Raw genomic sequence first — 14,247 nt, 5'->3', positions numbered from 1 at the left:
ACGTGCGCGGTGGCCGCCCCGCCTGTCGCGATGATCAACTTCGACTGCGCCTACGAACTCGTCGACTCCTGCCCCACCCGGAACAACGACACCGTGTCCTGACGTGCGGGGCATCGGGGCCGCGCCCGCACCCGCGCACGCCGCAACGGCCCGGCAGACCGAGATCCGTGACGCCGTCACAGGAGTTCCCGGAATCCGAGCTTGTGATGACAGTCGCAGAAGGCTTGCCCCGCCCCGCTGGGAGATCCGATAGTAGGATGACCGAGTAATCGCGGCCGGTGATCCCGGTCCGTACACCAACGGAGGTGGGCAATGTTCGAGCTGTCCGACGACCAACGGGCGCTCTCGGAACTGGCCCGCCAGTTCTCCGACGAGTTCCTCGCCCCGAACGCGGTCGAGTGGGACCGCACCAAGCACTTCCCGATCGACGTGCTGCGCAAGGCCGGCGAGCTGGGCATGGGCGGCATGTACGTCCGCGAGGACGTCGGCGGATCGGGACTCACCCGGCTGGACGCCGCGCTGATCATCGAGGCGCTGGCCACCGGCTGTCCCAGCCTGGCGAGCTACATCTCGATCCACAACATGGCCGCGTGGATGATCGACAAGTACGGCTCCGAGGACCTGCGCACCAAGCACCTGCCGGGTCTGACCTCGATGGAGGTGCTCGGCTCCTACTGCCTCACCGAGCCCGGCGCCGGGTCCGACGCCGCTGCGCTGAGCACGAAGGCCACCCTGGACGGCGACCACTACGTCCTCGACGGTGTGAAGCAGTTCATCAGCGGTGCCGGCGCCAGCGGCGTCTATGTCGTCATGGCCCGGACCAGCAACGACGGCGCGAAGGGCATCACCGCGTTCGTGGTGGAGAAGGACACCCCTGGACTGTCCTTCGGCCCCAACGAGATCAAGATGGGCTGGAACGCCCAGCCCACCCGCCAGGTCATCTTCGAGGGTGCCCGCGTCCCGGTGGGCAACGTGCTCGGCGAGGTCGGCCAGGGCTTCCGGATCGCGATGAGCGGGCTGAACGGCGGCCGGGTGAACATCGGCGCGAGCTCGCTCGGCGGCGCCCAGTCCGCCCTCGAGCGCACCCTGACCTACATGTCCGAGCGCACCGCGTTCGGCAAGCGGCTGGACCAGTTCCAGGCGCTGCAGTTCGACCTCGCCGACATGGCCACCAAGCTCGCTGCGGCGCGGCTGCTGCTCTGGCAGGCCGCCTCGGCCATCGACGACGCCGCCCCGAACACCATCGAGCTCTGCGCGATGGCCAAGAAGTTCGCCACCGACTCGGGCTTCGAAGTGGCGAACGCCGCACTCCAGTTGCACGGAGGTTACGGCTATCTTGCGGAGTACGGCATCGAGAAGATCATGCGTGACCTGCGCGTGCACCAGATCCTGGAAGGGACCAACGAAATCATGCAGCTGGTGATCTCCCGATCCCTGGTCGGTGCCCGATGAGCGCCCCGGGCACGGAGTCCGCCCAGGTCAGCACCATCGTCGAGGAAGACCCGGTGCTGTTCCGGGTGGACCGCGGCGTCGGTCGGATCACGCTGAACCGCCCGCGGCAGATCAACGCCTTCGACCACCGCATGGTCAAGCTGGTGGAGCCGGTGCTGGCCGAGTGGGCCGAGGATCCCGAGGTCCGGTTCCTGATCATCGACGGTGCCGGCGAGCGCGGCTTCTGCGCAGGTGGCGACGTCAAGGCTATCTACTCCGACGCGAAGAGCGGCGGCCGTGGCGCCATCGACTACTGGCGTGACGAGTACCACGTCGACGCGGCGGTGGCCCGGTTCCCCAAGCCGGTGCTGACCCTGATGGACGGCATCGTGATGGGCGGCGGTGTCGGCCTGGCCGGCCACGCCTCGCACCGGGTGGTCACCGAGCGGTCGATGGTCGGTATGCCGGAGACCGGCATCGGCCTGATCCCGGACGTCGGCGGCACCTACCTGCTGGGCCGGACCCCGGGCCAGCTCGGCCTGCACGTCGGGCTCACCGGCGGCCGCATGACCGCCGGCGACGCCATCGCGCTCGGCTTCGCCGATCACTTCGTGCCGTCGGACAAGCTGCCCGACCTGATCGAGAAGGCCACCACCCACGGCATTCCCGCGGCGCTGGCCGAGTTCGTCGAGCCGGCCCCGGAGTCGGAGCTGCTGGCCGAGCGGGAGTGGATCGACCGCTGCTACTCGGCGCCCACCGCCGTGGACATCGTCGCCGCCCTGCAGGACGCACCCGAACCGGCGGCCGCGAAGGCGGCCACCGCGATCTCCCGGGTCAGCCCGACCTCGGTCACCGTCACCCTCCGGGCGATCCGCGCCATGCGGGCCGCCGGCGGCACCCTGGAGCAGGCACTGAACCTCGAGTTCGGGCTCTGCTCCCACGCTCTCGACACCCCCGACCTGGCCGAGGGCATCCGGGCGCAGGTCGTCGACAAGGACCGCAATCCGCAGTGGACCCCGGCGACGCTGGCGGAGGTCGGGAACGTGGACGCGTGGTTCGCCCCGCCGGCCACCGAGCTCCCGTTCCCCGATGCACCGCCCGTCCCGACCGACATGCTGGAGAAGTGATGAGCGAGTACGAGACCATCCTGGTGGACCGGCCGGAGAGCGCCCCGCGCGTCGGCCTGATCACCCTGCACCGGCCGAAGGCGCTGAACGCGCTGAACCGCCAGCTGATGCTCGAGGTCGTCGAGGCCGCAACGGCTTTCGACCGCGACCCGGAGATCGGCGCGATCGTCATCACCGGCTCGGAGCGGGCCTTCGCGGCCGGCGCCGACATCAAGGAGATGCAGCCGCAGGGCTTCCCGCAGGTCTATGTCGACGACCTGTTCCGCGACTGGGACCGGCTCGCCGACCTGCGCACCCCGCTGATCGCCGCGGTCGCCGGCCACGCCCTCGGCGGCGGCTGCGAGCTCGCGATGCTGTGCGACATCCTGCTCGCCGCCGACACCGCGAGTTTCGGGCAGCCGGAGATCCGGCTCGGCGTCATCCCCGGCATCGGCGGTTCGCAGCGACTCACCCGCGCGGTCGGCAAGGCCAAGGCGATGGAGATGTGCCTCACCGGCCGCACCATGAAGGCCGAGGAGGCCGAGCGGAGCGGTCTGGTGTCGCGGATCATCCCGGCCGCCGAGCTGCTCGACGAGGCGCTGAAGGTGGCCGCGACCATCGCCGGCTTCAGCGCGCCGATCGTCGCAATGGCCAAGGAGGCCGTCAACCGCTCCTACGAGAGCACACTGGCCGAGGGCATCCGGTTCGAGCGGCGGCTGTTCCACTCGACCTTCGCCACAGCGGACCAGAAGGAAGGTATGGGAGCCTTCGTGGAGAAGCGCACCCCGGCCTTCGGTCACCACTGAGTTCCACCCCGGCCTTCGGCCGCCATCGAGCACCCGGCCGGGCGCACGACCCGGCACCACCCTGTAGTCGAAGAACGAAGAACGAGAGAAGGACGACATGGACATCGCTGTTCTGGTCAAGCAGGTCCCGGACACCTACGGCGAGCGCAAGCTCGACGAGTCGACGTGGCTGCTGGACCGTGCCGCGTCGGACGCGGTGATCGACGAGATCGACGCCAAGGGCGTGGAGTTGGGTCTGCAGCTGGCCGAGAAGCACGGCGGCAGCGTCACTGTGGTGACGATGGGCCCGGACGGTGCGACCGACGCGCTGCGCAAGGCGCTGGCGATGGGTGCCGAGAAGGCCGTGCACGTCTCGGATCCCGCGCTCGCGGGCTCGGATGCGGTGGCCACCTCCGCTGTTCTTGCAGCAGCGCTGGCGTCGATCTCCCCGCAGGTGGTGATCACCGGTAACGAGGCCACGGACGGCCGGACCGCGTCGATCGCGGCGATGGTCGCGGAGCGGCTGGGCTGGCCGTCGGTGACCTCGGCGCGGACGGTGTCGGTGGACGGTGACACCGTCACCGCGGAGCGGGTGATCGAGGGTGGCTTTGCGGAGGTGTCCGCTCCGTTGCCGGTGGTGATCTCGGTGCACGAGAAGATCGGTGAGCCGCGGTACCCGAACTTCAAGGGCATCATGGCCGCGAAGAAGAAGCCGGTGACCACGCTGACCGCCGGCGAGCTGGACGGTGTGGACGCCTCGATCCTGGGCACCGCGGGTGCGGCGACGCAGGTGGTCGAGGGTGCGCCGCGGCCGCCGAAGGCGGCGGGGGAGAAGGTCACCGATGACGGCACCGGTGGCGAGAAGATCTCCGAGTTCCTGGTCGCGCAGCGGCTCGTCTGACCACCCAGTTTTCCGACGCGAAGATTCCTCGAGGAAGAGTTGATCATGGCTGATGTTGTTGTGCTGGTGGAGCACCAGGACGGTGCGCTGCGCAAGGTGACCGGCGAGCTGCTGGCCGCGGCCGCGCAGATCGGGTCCCCGGTGGCGGTGGTCGTCGGTGCGCCGGGGACCGCGGCCGGTCTGGCCGAGGCCCTCGGTGCCGCAGGCGCCACGAAGGTGCTGGCGGTGGAGTCGGAGTCGGCCGGGTCGTCGGTGGTGACCCCGGAGGTGGCGGCGTTGAATGCTGCTGTCGCGGTGGTCGACGGTCCGGCGGCGGTGCTGGTGGCGGCGACGTTCGACGGTCGGGAGATCGCCGGCCGGTTGGCGGTGCGGTTGAACTCCGGTGTGCTGGCCGATGCGGTGGACGTGGCGCTGGACGGCGACAAGGTGGTGGCCACCCAGTCGGTGTTCGGTGGTGGTTACACGGTGAAGTACGCGGTGACCCGTGGGGTGCCGGTGATCTCGATCCGCGGCGGCGCGATCCAGCACACCGCTGATGCGGCGGGGACCCCGGAGGTCACCGCGCTGGAGGCTGCCGACAGCGCCGCGGTGACCACCGTGAAGTCGGTGCACCTGGAGCCGGCCGGGGATCGTCCGGAGCTGGCCGGGGCCAAGGTCGTGGTGTCCGGCGGCCGCGGCGTCGGTGCTGCGGAGAAGTTCACCGTGGTCGAGCAGCTCGCCGACTCGCTCGGCGGCGCGGTCGGCGCGTCCCGGGCCGCCGTGGACTCGGGCTACTACCCGCCGCAGTTCCAGGTCGGGCAGACCGGCACCACCGTCTCCCCGCAGCTGTACATCGCGCTCGGGATCTCGGGTGCGATCCAGCACCGGGCCGGGATGCAGACCTCCAAGACGATCGTCGCGGTCAACAAGGACGCCGACGCACCGATCTTCGAGATCGCCGACTACGGCATCGTGGGCGACCTGTTCACCGTCGCCCCGCAGCTCACCGAAGCGGTCACCGCCCGCAAGGGCTGACACTCCGGTCAGCAGTACGGCACCACAGCAGGACTCACTGGCCCGCGCCCGCCGAGACATCGGCGACGGCGCGGGCCAGTCGTCGTACCGCCTCCGGGTAGTCGGCCTCCGGCAGCCCGGAATACGAGAGCCGGAGCCAGGTCTCGGGCTGGTCCCCGGCCAGGTGATGCCGCCCGGCGGTCACGGTGACCCCGTGTGCCAGGGCTCGCCGGGCCACAGCGGCGTCGTCGACACCGGTGGGTAGCCCGAGCCAGAGCGACGTGCCGCCCTTCGGTGGCCGGAACGGCAACTCCGGCAGCTGCGCACGCAGCTCGGAGGACAGTGCCGCGGCCCGGGCACCGAGCAGCCGGGACAGCCGGCGGCAGTAGACCGCCCAACCCGGAGCGGTCACCACCTCCACGGCCGCTTCCTGCAGCGGGCCGGAGACGAACAGGTCGTCGACCATCCGCAGCGCCGCGATCCGCGCCGCCACCTGACCGCGCGCGGTGATCGCCCCGACCCGCAGGCTGGGCGCGACGACCTTGGTCAGCGAGTTCACCGTGATGACATGACCGTGCCGGTCGTCCGCGTACAGCGGCGGCGGGACCGGGGCGCCGTGGCCGAGCCAACGCGCCCAGTCGTCCTCCACCACGAACATGCCGTGCCGGTGGGCGATGTCGAGGATCTCCGCCCGCCGGTGGTGGGCCAGGCCGGTGCCGGTCGGGTTGCCGAACGTCGGCTGCAGGTACACCAGTCGGGCCCGGGTGCGGGCGGCGGCGCGTTCCAGCAGATCGGGCCGGACGCCGTCCTCGTCCTCCGGCACCGGGACCGGCACCAGCCCGTGGCTCCGGGCCACGGCCAGCGCCCCGGGATAGCTGGGCGTCGCGAAGAGCATCGACTCGCCGGCCGGCACCACCGCCCGGATCACCGTTGACAGCGCCGCCTGACCGCCCGGGGTGATGATGACGTCCTCGGCCTCGGCGCCGAGCTGTCCGGCGAACCAGGACCGCAACTGCGGGATGCCGGCCACCGGCGGCCGCAGCCAGCCGCCCGGGCGTCGCGCGGCCCGGGCCAGCGCCGCCGGCAGCCGGAGATCGGCCTGCAGCTCGGTGGCGACGAAACCCACTGCCATCGGCAGGATCCCGTCGCCGGTGGGGGAGCGGAGCATCTCGTCCAGGCCGGCCGTCTGCACCAGGCTGGCGCTGAGGGTCACGTCCTGCCAACCGGTGTCGGGCCGTTCGTGCTCCGCAGCGTCAGGGCGGGCGGCGACGAAGGTGCCCGCCCCCGGCCGGGTCTCCACCAGCCCCTCGGCGACCAGGGCGGCCAGCGCCTGCTGCACCGTGGTGGCGCTGACCCCGAGCTTCGCCACCAACGCGCGCGAGGCGGGCAACCGGCCGCCCGGCCCCAGCGATCCGAGCAGTGGCAGCAGATCGGCCCGCACCCGGGCAGCGCTACTGGTCACCATGTGCACAGACGATAGCGGTCGATCGCACTCAGTCCAGCATGCGCTCCGCGTCGATCACCGCAGCCTCCTCCGGTGTCGGCGCCGAACCGCCCAGGTGTCGCGGCTGCCACCACCGGTCCTTCTCGTTCCGGGGCCGTTCCGGGTACTCCCGCTGGGTGCGGTCCAGCAGCTCCTGCATGCGGGCCCGGAGCTCCGCCTCCACCTCGACCACCAGCGCGGTGCGGGCCCGGCCGCGGACCTGTGCCCATTGCTCCGTCGGCTCGATGGGTTCGCCGACCCGGATGCTCACCGGCAGGCGCGGGCGCAGGCTGCGGTGCCCGTCGACGGTGATCATGCGGTGGCCGCCCCAGATGATGATCGGGACCAGCGGGACCTGCCGGGCGACGGCGAGCACCGCGGCCCCCTGCCGGAACGGCTTCAGCGTCCAGGACCGGGAGATGGTCCCCTCCGGGAAGATGCCGACCAGTTCGCCCCGGGCCAGGAGGTCCAGTGCGGTACGCGCGGCTGCGGTGCCGTTCGTGCGGTCGACCGGGATGTGCCGCATGCCGCGCATCAGCGGGCCGGTGAGCTTGTTGGTGAACACGCCCTGCCGGCACATGAACCGGACCAGTCGGCGGTGCCGGGTGGCGGCCAGGCCGACGAAGGTGAAGTCCATGAACCCGATGTGGTTGCAGCACAGCACCGCCCCGCCGGAGGCCGGGATGCGGTCCGCGTCCCGCATGTCGAAGCGGAGGCGCAGCAGCCGGAAGAGGAACCGGACGAACGCCACGACGCCGCGGTAGAGGCGGTCGTCCCGGGTCAGCACCCGGGCCGCCGCGCCGGTCACTCGTGATCGGGCAGAGGTCACGGTCGATCGCAGGCTCACACCTCATCCAACACCGAAATCCGGTCGAGTCGGACCCGACCGAAGTGCTATCGTCGAACATGACAGCAACGGATAGCGCTACTGCGCTCACCGTGGCAGCGCTACCCGCTCGTGGAGTGGGCGACCTTCTCAGCCGCCGGATCTCCGACCTGCAGTCCTCGGCCATCCGGGACCTGCTCGCTGTCACCTCCCGCCCCGAGATCCTCTCGCTGGCAGGTGGTCTCCCCGACGAGTCGGCCATGCCGGCCCGCTGGCTGGCGGACACCGCCGCCGAGGTGATGACCGCCCCCGGCGCCCTGCAGTACTCGACCACCGAGGGTCACCAGGGTCTGCGAGCGGTCATCGCGCAGTGGGAGACCGCATGGCGGGGACGATATGTCGGTCCGGACGAGGTGATCGTCAACACCGGTTCGCAGCAGGCACTGGACCTGCTCGGCAAGGTGCTGCTCGACCCGGGTGACGACGTGGTGGTGGAGGACCCCGCGTACGTCGGCGCGCTGCAGTCCTTCGCGCTGGCCGACGTCCGGCTGGCGGCGATCCCGCAGGACGCCGCCGGCATGCGCACCGATCTGCTCGAGCAGGCGCTGCGTGCCGGTCTGCGCCCCAAGTTCGTCTATCTGACGCCGACCTTCCACAACCCGGCCGGCAGCACGCTCGCCGACGACCGACGCCGGCACGTGGCGGCGCTGGCCGACGAGTTCGGGTTCCTGGTGGTCGAGGACGACGCCTACCGCGAGCTCTCCTTCGACGGGTCGGCGCCGGCGCCGATCGCGGCGTACACCGACCGGGTGGTCCGGCTCGGCACCTTCTCCAAGATTCTGGCACCCGGACTGCGGGTCGGTTGGATGACCGGGCCGGTCGAGGTGCTGGCCGCGGCCGCGAAGGCCAAGCAGGCGACCGACCTGCACACCTCCACGCTGGCGCAGTTGATGCTGCACCGGGCCGCTGCCGAGACCGACCGACTGGCCGTGCATGTCGCCGGCGTGCGCCGGCTGTACGCGGGCCGCGCCGGGCACCTCGTGACGGCCCTGCAACAGACCTTCGGTGACGCGGTCGAGGTCAACTCCCCGGCCGGCGGCATGTTCGCCTGGGCCCGGTTCACCGACGGCACCGACACCACGCCGCTGCTGCAGCGGGCGCTCGCCGAGGGAGTGGCGTTCGTGCCCGGCCCGGCCTTCTCCACCACCGGCGGCAACCGCGACAGCGCCCGCTTCTGCTTCGCCTCGGTGCCGGAGGACCGGCTGGACGAGGCGGTGGCCCGGCTGGCCCGGGCGCACGCCGGCTGAACCCGAACGGGGTGTGCCGGACCTCTTTCGGCGGCTCGACCGCGCTGGTCGCCGGTGCCATGCTCCCAGGTGCCCCGAGGGACGTGAGATCCCTCTCCTGCCACCAGGAGTCACCATGAACCGTCTGTCCGTGATCGGTGTTGCCGCGCTGGCCCTGCTGGCCGGGGCGTGGGTGGCGGGGACCGGCGCCTCCGCCGACGACGCGCCACCGCCTCCACCGCCGGCAGCCACGCTGGCCACCGCGACGCAGCAGGGGGCGGTGCTCACCCCGATCGCCCCGTGCCGGATCGTCGACACCCGGATCGGGGGTGGCACCCCGTTCGGATCGCAGGTCTCCCGGACCTACTACGCCAGCGGCACTACGGGTTTCGCGCCGCAGGGCGGGAAGTCGGGCGGCTGCGGGATCCCGGTCGGCACCACTGCGATCGCCGCGGTGATCACCGCGGTGGACCCGGCCGGCACCGGCTGGCTCCGGGCCTGGCCCACCGGCCAGTCCGAACCGGGCGCGAGCCTGGTCCAGTACTCCGGGACGTCGAACGGCAGCGGCGTCACGCTCGCGGTGAACCCCGCCGCCGGGAAGAACCTGGCGATCAAGAACTATGCGGGCACCACCGACGTGACGGTCGACGTCACCGGCTACTACGCCCCGCAGATCTACGGGACCTTCACCACGGCCGGCAACCTGTTCAACGGCAACGGCACACTCTCGCCCTACTCGCACGGCTCGACCGGCTACTACGTCGTCCAGGCCAACCGGTCGCTCAACGGTTGCACCCCGATCGTCAGCTCGTACTACTACGCGTACAACGTGTCCGCCTACGTCGACGACAAGTACATCTACATCCAGATGACCAACTACAACGGCAACCAGGTCGACTACTACTTCCAGGTCCAGGTCACCTGCTGACCGCACCGCTCGACACCGCGCCTGGACATGTGTTCGAATGTCCGGGTGCGGTGGGAACGGCAGAGTCTGCTCGGTGAGGATCCGTCGGCGTTGCCCGGCCTGGGCCGGCTCGGCGGGTTGGTCCGCTCGGTGCGGACGCCGGAGTTCGCCGGCGTCACCTTCCACGAGGTGGTGGCCCGCAGCGTGCTGAACCGGATCCGCGGTCCGATGCCGTTCTCCTGGACGGTGAACCCGTACCGCGGCTGCACCCACGCCTGCGTCTACTGCTTCGCCCGGAACACGCACACCTACCTGGAGTTCGATGCCGGACACGACTTCGACACCGAGATCGTCGTCAAGACGAACATCGCGCAGGTGCTGGGCAAGCAGCTGGCGGCTCCGTCCTGGCGGCGGGAGCAGGTCGCGATGGGCACCAACACCGATCCGTACCAGCGGGCGGAGGGACGCTATGCGCTCATGCCCGGGATCATCGAGACGCTGGTCGCCCACCGGACGCCGTTCTCGATCCTCACCAAGGGCACCGTGCTCAGCCGCGACCTACCGCTGCTGGCCGAAGCCGCCACGAGAGTGCCGGTGGGGATCGGGGTGTCACTGGCGTTGGTCGACAAGGAGCTGCAGCAGCTGCTCGAGCCGGGGACGCCGTCGCCGACGGCCCGGCTGCAGTTGGTCCGCCGGATCACCGATGCCGGGCTGCCGTGCGGGGTGCTGGTCGCGCCGCTGCTGCCGTACCTGACGGATTCCGAGCAGCAGATCACCGAGGTGATGGCCGATCTCAAGGAGGCCGGCGCGACCGGCGTCACCGGGTTCGCGCTGCACCTGCGTCCCGGGGCGCGGGAGTGGTTCCTGCGCTGGCTCGCCGAGCAGCACCCGGAGCTGGTGCCGGCCTACGAGGGGCTCTACCGGCGCGGTGCAAACGCGGACGCCGGCTACCGGGCCGAGCTGGCCGAACGGGTCCGGCGCGCCCGCCGCCGGGTGGGCATCACCAGGTCCGGCGACGACGCGCTACGCGGCGTGCCGGGCGCGGAGGGGGAGTCCTTCCCGGAGGGTGCGATGCCCGGCACCACACCCTCCGGGTCCCCGGATCACCGGGCCCCGGCCGAGCAGCAGGCGCTGTTCTGACCGTCCGATGCTGCTCGGTGGAACGACGAAGGGGTGCGGTGTCGACAGGACACCGCACCCCTCTGACATCTGAACCCTCAGAGATCGAACTCCGCGGGGTTGATGTTCACCGCGAAGCAGGCCTCCTTGACAGCGCGACGCTCGTGCTCGTCGAAGTTGCCATCGGCGCCTCCGATGATGATGCCGATCTGGATCACGGCGCGGGCCTGGTCGGCCTTCGACTTCAGCTTGCCGATGGTGGCGATGGCCTCCACCTTGCCGAAGTCGTAGTCGCTGGCCAGCTTGCTGCAGTAGAAGTCGAACTTCTGCTGCAGCTCGGCCGGCGGGAAGATCGACAGCACGTCGTTGCTCATGATCAGCGCGGCGGTCTTCTGCCGCTCCTGCGGGTCGATCGAGCCGTCGGCGGCGGCGATCAGCGCGCACATCGCCATCGAGCCGGCGGCGAACTCTTTGTTCTTGAACTGGCCCGCCTTCGTCTTGAGGGAGCTGTTCATCTCCTGGGTCTTGGACTTCAGCTGGTTCCAGAACGACATGACGGTCCTTCCCGACGCGTACTCACCTCAGGTGCCGGACACCCGGCACCGCTCTGCCAACGGACCGTACCCGGCGCCGGGTTCCCGTACCCCGGTTTCCCCGAGGACTCCCATCAAGCTCCCCGGCCGTGCACCGGTCTCATGCGCCCTTCGAGTGTGCGATCACCTGATCGACCAGCTGCATCCGGATCTTGTCGGTCACCGGGGTCAGCCCGCCGTCGAAGTGCACGGTGATCTGCACCCAGGCGTTCTTCGCCGCGGCCACGTTCGCGCCGAGGTACCCGTCGTCACCGTTGATCACGTCCTCGGTGATCACCGTGACGCCGTCGCGGACGAAGGTGCGGGCGTCGTAGTCGTCGATGATGTCCGGCAGGTCGCACTGGTCCTGGTCGTCGTCGGCGTAGAAGCACCGCTTGACCGTGTCGATCGCATCGGCCATGTCGCCGACCTCCACCTTCACGCCGAAACCCTTGCCGTCGTCGAAGGCGACGCAGCTGTTCGGGGTGGAATCGCTCGGCTCCAGCGGCAGGTCGACCAGGTCGCCGGCATCCGGGTCGAGTACCTCGCACGGCTGCAGTGGGTTGAGAACCGCTGCACCGTACTGCATGTCGGCGTCCTGGGCGCCCAGTTCGGTGCCCGGTCCGACTGTCGGCGTGGTGCTCGGCGGCGGCGGGGTGCGGATCGACGAAGAGGTGGTGACGGTGACCGTGACCGCGGTCGTCCGGGTCTGCTCCACCGTGGTCGTCACCGTCGACCGTGCGCTGCTGCCGCCCGAGGTGCAGCCGGCCAGCAGCCCGATCACCGTCATCGCGCCGATCGCCGCAGCGCCTCGCGTCCATCCACCGGAAGTCCGTGCCATGCAGCGGACCGTATCCGCCGGACGGGTGGTCCCGGGCCGGAACGGAGGAGATCCCTCAGCGCCGCAGGGTCTGCTGGATGGCCATCTCCTCGGCGAACGAGACGATCTCCGACGACTGGATCAGCACCGTGCCGGAGCCGGTGAAGTCGTACTGCTCCTCCTCGCCGCTGCGCCGCCCGAAGAACGCCTGCGCACCGCTGACCAGGCCGGTCATCCAGTTCGTGTCGAAGTGCACGCACGGCGTCGGGGTGTCCGACCAGCCCAGCAGCGCCTGCGGGTCGACCCGGATCGGCGGCTCGGCGAACATCACCGGGCCGTTCGACCCGGCGACGAACGTGCCGGACCCGATCAGGTTCAGGTAGCCCGGGATGATCGACTGCTTCAGCTCCAACGTCGGGTCGAACCCGAGCAGGTTCCTCGCCCGGACCGTCAGGTTGCCGTCCTCCAGGGTGTACGAGTTCAACTCCAGCCCGCCGCGGCCCAGCAGGAGCTTCCCGTGCCCGCGGGCGAGCACCCACTCGTTCATCCCGGTGGGCGAACCGAACTGCCTGGCCACCATGTTGGGGACCGAGGACGACATCAGGTTCTCGAAGCGCATCTGCCCGTAGTAGGCGAGCATCGCGCCCTTCTGCAGGAAGTACTCGCCGGAGTTCTCGATGCAGTAGCAGTACGACGTGATGTTGTCGTTCGACGGGAGGGTCGACGGATCGAGGGGAGTGGCGACCATCAGAACTTCTTCTCCGATGCCTGGACGAGAACGCTGCCGTGACCGGTGACCTCGAGCTGCATGGCCTCGCCGCTGCCGCGGCCGACTGCCTCCCGCCAGCCGACCTTCGCCTGCAGCTTCAGGTGCAGCTGACCGCGGTGCGCGATGTAGGCCTGTGGGTCGACGGTGACACCGCCGCCCTGGACCGGGATCTCGATGGTGCCGCCGTGACTCAGCAGTACCACCATGCCGTGCCCGGTGAGTTGGGTGGTCATGAAGCCCTGACCGGAGACCACGCCCCGGGCGGCACCGCGGAGGCCCCCGCCACCGCCGGCCTGCGCGGCGGAGACGACCGACGCGTGCAGCGACGGCTCGTGGCAGAGGATCCGCGACGATTCGGTGGTCAGCGACTCGCCGGAGAGCCGCAGCACCGTGGTGTCCATGCCGCCGAAGCCGTACCAGATCGACCCACGGCCGGAGGCCTTCATCATCGCCTGGTCCTCGCCGCTCACCTGTCGGCCGACGAAGCCGGACATGTTGCCGCCCAGGAAGATCGGCGAGAAGAGCACGTCGCCCTGGTAGGCGATCATCGCGCCGCGGCGGGCGACGGCATCCTTGCCCGGCCCGAGCTCGCCGCGGACCACCTTGGAGTTCACCGGGTCGAACATCAGCGCTCCTCCGGCTGGATCCACACGACTCCGGTACCGGTGAAGTGGAGCGAGAAGGCCTCGCCGCTGCCCTGGCCGATCATCATCCGCCAGCTGATGTCCGTGACGAAGGTCTGCTGCAGGTTGCCGAGGTGTCCGACGTAGGCGTCCGGATCGACGGTGAGCGGGTGCTGCGGCGAGACCTGCAGCGCCACCAGCGGTCCGCCGAAGGACAGCAGGGCGATGGTGCCCGCTCCGCTGATGGTCGTGGTGGCCACGCCCTGCCCGCCGGACAGACCGCGCAGGCCGTGGAAGGCGATCCCGGTGGTCAGGTGGGTGTCGTAGGCCAGTAGCGAGGACGACTCGACCATGAGCTTGTCCCCGGTCAGCTGCACGATCTCGACGTAGGCGGCGTCGACGGCCAGGTGGACGACGCCGTGCCCGGTGCATTCCATCAGCTCCAGCCCTTCACCGGCCAGGCCGCGCTTCATCGCACCGCGGATCCCTTCCCCGCCGCCGATGGGGGCACGCTTGAAGGCGACGGTGCCCTGGTAGGCGACCATCGATCCGGCCCGGGCGCGGAACGAGTCGCCCTGCAGGTGGACGTCGACGATCCTCTTGCCGTTGGCCACGAACTGCGGCAT

At 70.4% G+C, this 14,247-nt stretch carries 15 protein-coding genes; 8 read left to right on the top strand and 7 right to left on the bottom strand.

What is annotated here, in order from left to right; genetic code table 11:
- The first annotated feature begins 312 nt into the window (after positions 1 to 312).
- The 5 genes from GIS00_RS20595 to GIS00_RS20575 all read left to right on the top strand — a co-directional run bounded on the left by GIS00_RS20595 (position 313) and on the right by GIS00_RS20575 (position 5,237).
- Entirely contained in the window at positions 313 to 1,452 is a 1,140-nt protein-coding gene (locus tag GIS00_RS20595) for an acyl-CoA dehydrogenase family protein (protein WP_154770354.1), read from the top strand.
- The gene (locus GIS00_RS20590) at positions 1,449 to 2,558 is read left to right on the top strand and encodes an enoyl-CoA hydratase/isomerase family protein (RefSeq protein ID WP_154770353.1); all 1,110 of its coding nucleotides are present in this window, start codon (positions 1,449 to 1,451) and stop codon (positions 2,556 to 2,558) included. The genes GIS00_RS20595 and GIS00_RS20590 overlap by 4 nt, the downstream gene beginning before the upstream one ends.
- Positions 2,558 to 3,343: an enoyl-CoA hydratase gene (locus GIS00_RS20585; protein ID WP_154770352.1), complete on the top strand. Its 786-nt coding sequence runs from the start codon at positions 2,558 to 2,560 to the stop codon at positions 3,341 to 3,343. The genes GIS00_RS20590 and GIS00_RS20585 overlap by 1 nt, the downstream gene beginning before the upstream one ends.
- Before the next feature lie 97 nt (positions 3,344 to 3,440).
- Positions 3,441 to 4,223, top strand: a complete 783-nt coding sequence (locus GIS00_RS20580) for an electron transfer flavoprotein subunit beta/FixA family protein (protein ID WP_154770351.1) — start codon at positions 3,441 to 3,443, stop codon at positions 4,221 to 4,223.
- A 45-nt stretch (positions 4,224 to 4,268) separates the two neighbouring features.
- Complete coding sequence (locus GIS00_RS20575) at positions 4,269 to 5,237, top strand: electron transfer flavoprotein subunit alpha/FixB family protein (RefSeq protein WP_154770350.1); 969 nt, start codon at positions 4,269 to 4,271, stop codon at positions 5,235 to 5,237.
- A gap of 34 nt (positions 5,238 to 5,271) precedes the next feature.
- On the opposite strand, the gene GIS00_RS20570 is transcribed toward GIS00_RS20575, so the two are convergent.
- Together GIS00_RS20570 and GIS00_RS20565 are read right to left on the bottom strand one after the other, a co-directional pair.
- Positions 5,272 to 6,681, bottom strand: a complete 1,410-nt coding sequence (locus tag GIS00_RS20570; protein ID WP_154770349.1) for an aminotransferase-like domain-containing protein — start codon at positions 6,679 to 6,681, stop codon at positions 5,272 to 5,274.
- A gap of 28 nt (positions 6,682 to 6,709) precedes the next feature.
- Complete coding sequence (locus tag GIS00_RS20565; protein WP_322098212.1) at positions 6,710 to 7,528, bottom strand: lysophospholipid acyltransferase family protein; 819 nt, start codon at positions 7,526 to 7,528, stop codon at positions 6,710 to 6,712.
- Positions 7,529 to 7,605: 77 nt separating this feature from the next.
- Between GIS00_RS20565 and GIS00_RS20560 the strand changes: the two genes are divergently transcribed.
- The 3 genes from GIS00_RS20560 to GIS00_RS20550 all read left to right on the top strand — a co-directional run bounded on the left by GIS00_RS20560 (position 7,606) and on the right by GIS00_RS20550 (position 10,858).
- Positions 7,606 to 8,832, top strand: a complete 1,227-nt coding sequence (locus GIS00_RS20560) for an aminotransferase-like domain-containing protein (protein WP_154770348.1) — start codon at positions 7,606 to 7,608, stop codon at positions 8,830 to 8,832.
- Positions 8,833 to 8,947: 115 nt separating this feature from the next.
- Positions 8,948 to 9,739, top strand: a complete 792-nt coding sequence (locus GIS00_RS20555) for a hypothetical protein (RefSeq protein ID WP_154770347.1) — start codon at positions 8,948 to 8,950, stop codon at positions 9,737 to 9,739.
- Between the two features lie 45 nt (positions 9,740 to 9,784).
- The gene (locus tag GIS00_RS20550) at positions 9,785 to 10,858 is read left to right on the top strand and encodes an Rv2578c family radical SAM protein (protein WP_322098211.1); all 1,074 of its coding nucleotides are present in this window, start codon (positions 9,785 to 9,787) and stop codon (positions 10,856 to 10,858) included.
- A 77-nt stretch (positions 10,859 to 10,935) separates the two neighbouring features.
- On the opposite strand, the gene GIS00_RS20545 is transcribed toward GIS00_RS20550, so the two are convergent.
- The 5 genes from GIS00_RS20545 to GIS00_RS20525 all read right to left on the bottom strand — a co-directional run bounded on the left by GIS00_RS20545 (position 10,936) and on the right by GIS00_RS20525 (position 14,247).
- A complete protein-coding gene (locus tag GIS00_RS20545) occupies positions 10,936 to 11,391 on the bottom strand; it encodes a tellurite resistance TerB family protein (protein WP_154770345.1) in 456 nt (151 codons plus the stop codon).
- A gap of 139 nt (positions 11,392 to 11,530) precedes the next feature.
- On the bottom strand, positions 11,531 to 12,250 hold the full coding sequence (locus GIS00_RS20540; protein WP_154770344.1) for a hypothetical protein: 720 nt from the start codon (positions 12,248 to 12,250) through the stop codon (positions 11,531 to 11,533).
- A 55-nt stretch (positions 12,251 to 12,305) separates the two neighbouring features.
- Positions 12,306 to 12,977, bottom strand: a complete 672-nt coding sequence (locus GIS00_RS20535; RefSeq protein WP_154770343.1) for an AIM24 family protein — start codon at positions 12,975 to 12,977, stop codon at positions 12,306 to 12,308.
- Positions 12,977 to 13,627: an AIM24 family protein gene (locus tag GIS00_RS20530; RefSeq protein WP_154770570.1), complete on the bottom strand. Its 651-nt coding sequence runs from the start codon at positions 13,625 to 13,627 to the stop codon at positions 12,977 to 12,979. Before GIS00_RS20530 ends, GIS00_RS20535 begins: the two co-directional genes overlap by 1 nt.
- Positions 13,624 to 14,247 (bottom strand): AIM24 family protein, encoded by a 624-nt coding sequence (locus tag GIS00_RS20525; RefSeq protein ID WP_154770342.1) that lies wholly within the window; start codon positions 14,245 to 14,247, stop codon positions 13,624 to 13,626. Before GIS00_RS20525 ends, GIS00_RS20530 begins: the two co-directional genes overlap by 4 nt.

Source organism: Nakamurella alba (assembly GCF_009707545.1).
GTDB classification, from domain to species: Bacteria; Actinomycetota; Actinomycetes; order Mycobacteriales; family Nakamurellaceae; genus Nakamurella; species Nakamurella alba.
This window is presented reverse-complemented; position numbering and strand designations above follow the sequence as displayed.

What these genes read in the sequence shown, in the direction of transcription:
- GIS00_RS20560 (WP_154770348.1), top strand. Translation starts at nt 7,606, where the DNA reads ATGACAGCAACGGATAGCGCTACTGCGCTCACCGTGGCAGCGCTACCC.
- GIS00_RS20555 (WP_154770347.1), top strand. Translation starts at nt 8,948, where the DNA reads ATGAACCGTCTGTCCGTGATCGGTGTTGCCGCGCTGGCCCTGCTGGCC.
- GIS00_RS20545 (WP_154770345.1), bottom strand. Translation starts at nt 11,391, where the DNA reads ATGTCGTTCTGGAACCAGCTGAAGTCCAAGACCCAGGAGATGAACAGC.
- GIS00_RS20570 (WP_154770349.1), bottom strand. Translation starts at nt 6,681, where the DNA reads ATGGTGACCAGTAGCGCTGCCCGGGTGCGGGCCGATCTGCTGCCACTG.
- GIS00_RS20585 (WP_154770352.1), top strand. Translation starts at nt 2,558, where the DNA reads ATGAGCGAGTACGAGACCATCCTGGTGGACCGGCCGGAGAGCGCCCCG.
- GIS00_RS20575 (WP_154770350.1), top strand. Translation starts at nt 4,269, where the DNA reads ATGGCTGATGTTGTTGTGCTGGTGGAGCACCAGGACGGTGCGCTGCGC.
- GIS00_RS20525 (WP_154770342.1), bottom strand. Translation starts at nt 14,247, where the DNA reads ATGCCGCAGTTCGTGGCCAACGGCAAGAGGATCGTCGACGTCCACCTG.
- GIS00_RS20580 (WP_154770351.1), top strand. Translation starts at nt 3,441, where the DNA reads ATGGACATCGCTGTTCTGGTCAAGCAGGTCCCGGACACCTACGGCGAG.
- GIS00_RS20595 (WP_154770354.1), top strand. Translation starts at nt 313, where the DNA reads ATGTTCGAGCTGTCCGACGACCAACGGGCGCTCTCGGAACTGGCCCGC.
- GIS00_RS20535 (WP_154770343.1), bottom strand. Translation starts at nt 12,977, where the DNA reads ATGGTCGCCACTCCCCTCGATCCGTCGACCCTCCCGTCGAACGACAAC.
- GIS00_RS20540 (WP_154770344.1), bottom strand. Translation starts at nt 12,250, where the DNA reads ATGGCACGGACTTCCGGTGGATGGACGCGAGGCGCTGCGGCGATCGGC.
- GIS00_RS20590 (WP_154770353.1), top strand. Translation starts at nt 1,449, where the DNA reads ATGAGCGCCCCGGGCACGGAGTCCGCCCAGGTCAGCACCATCGTCGAG.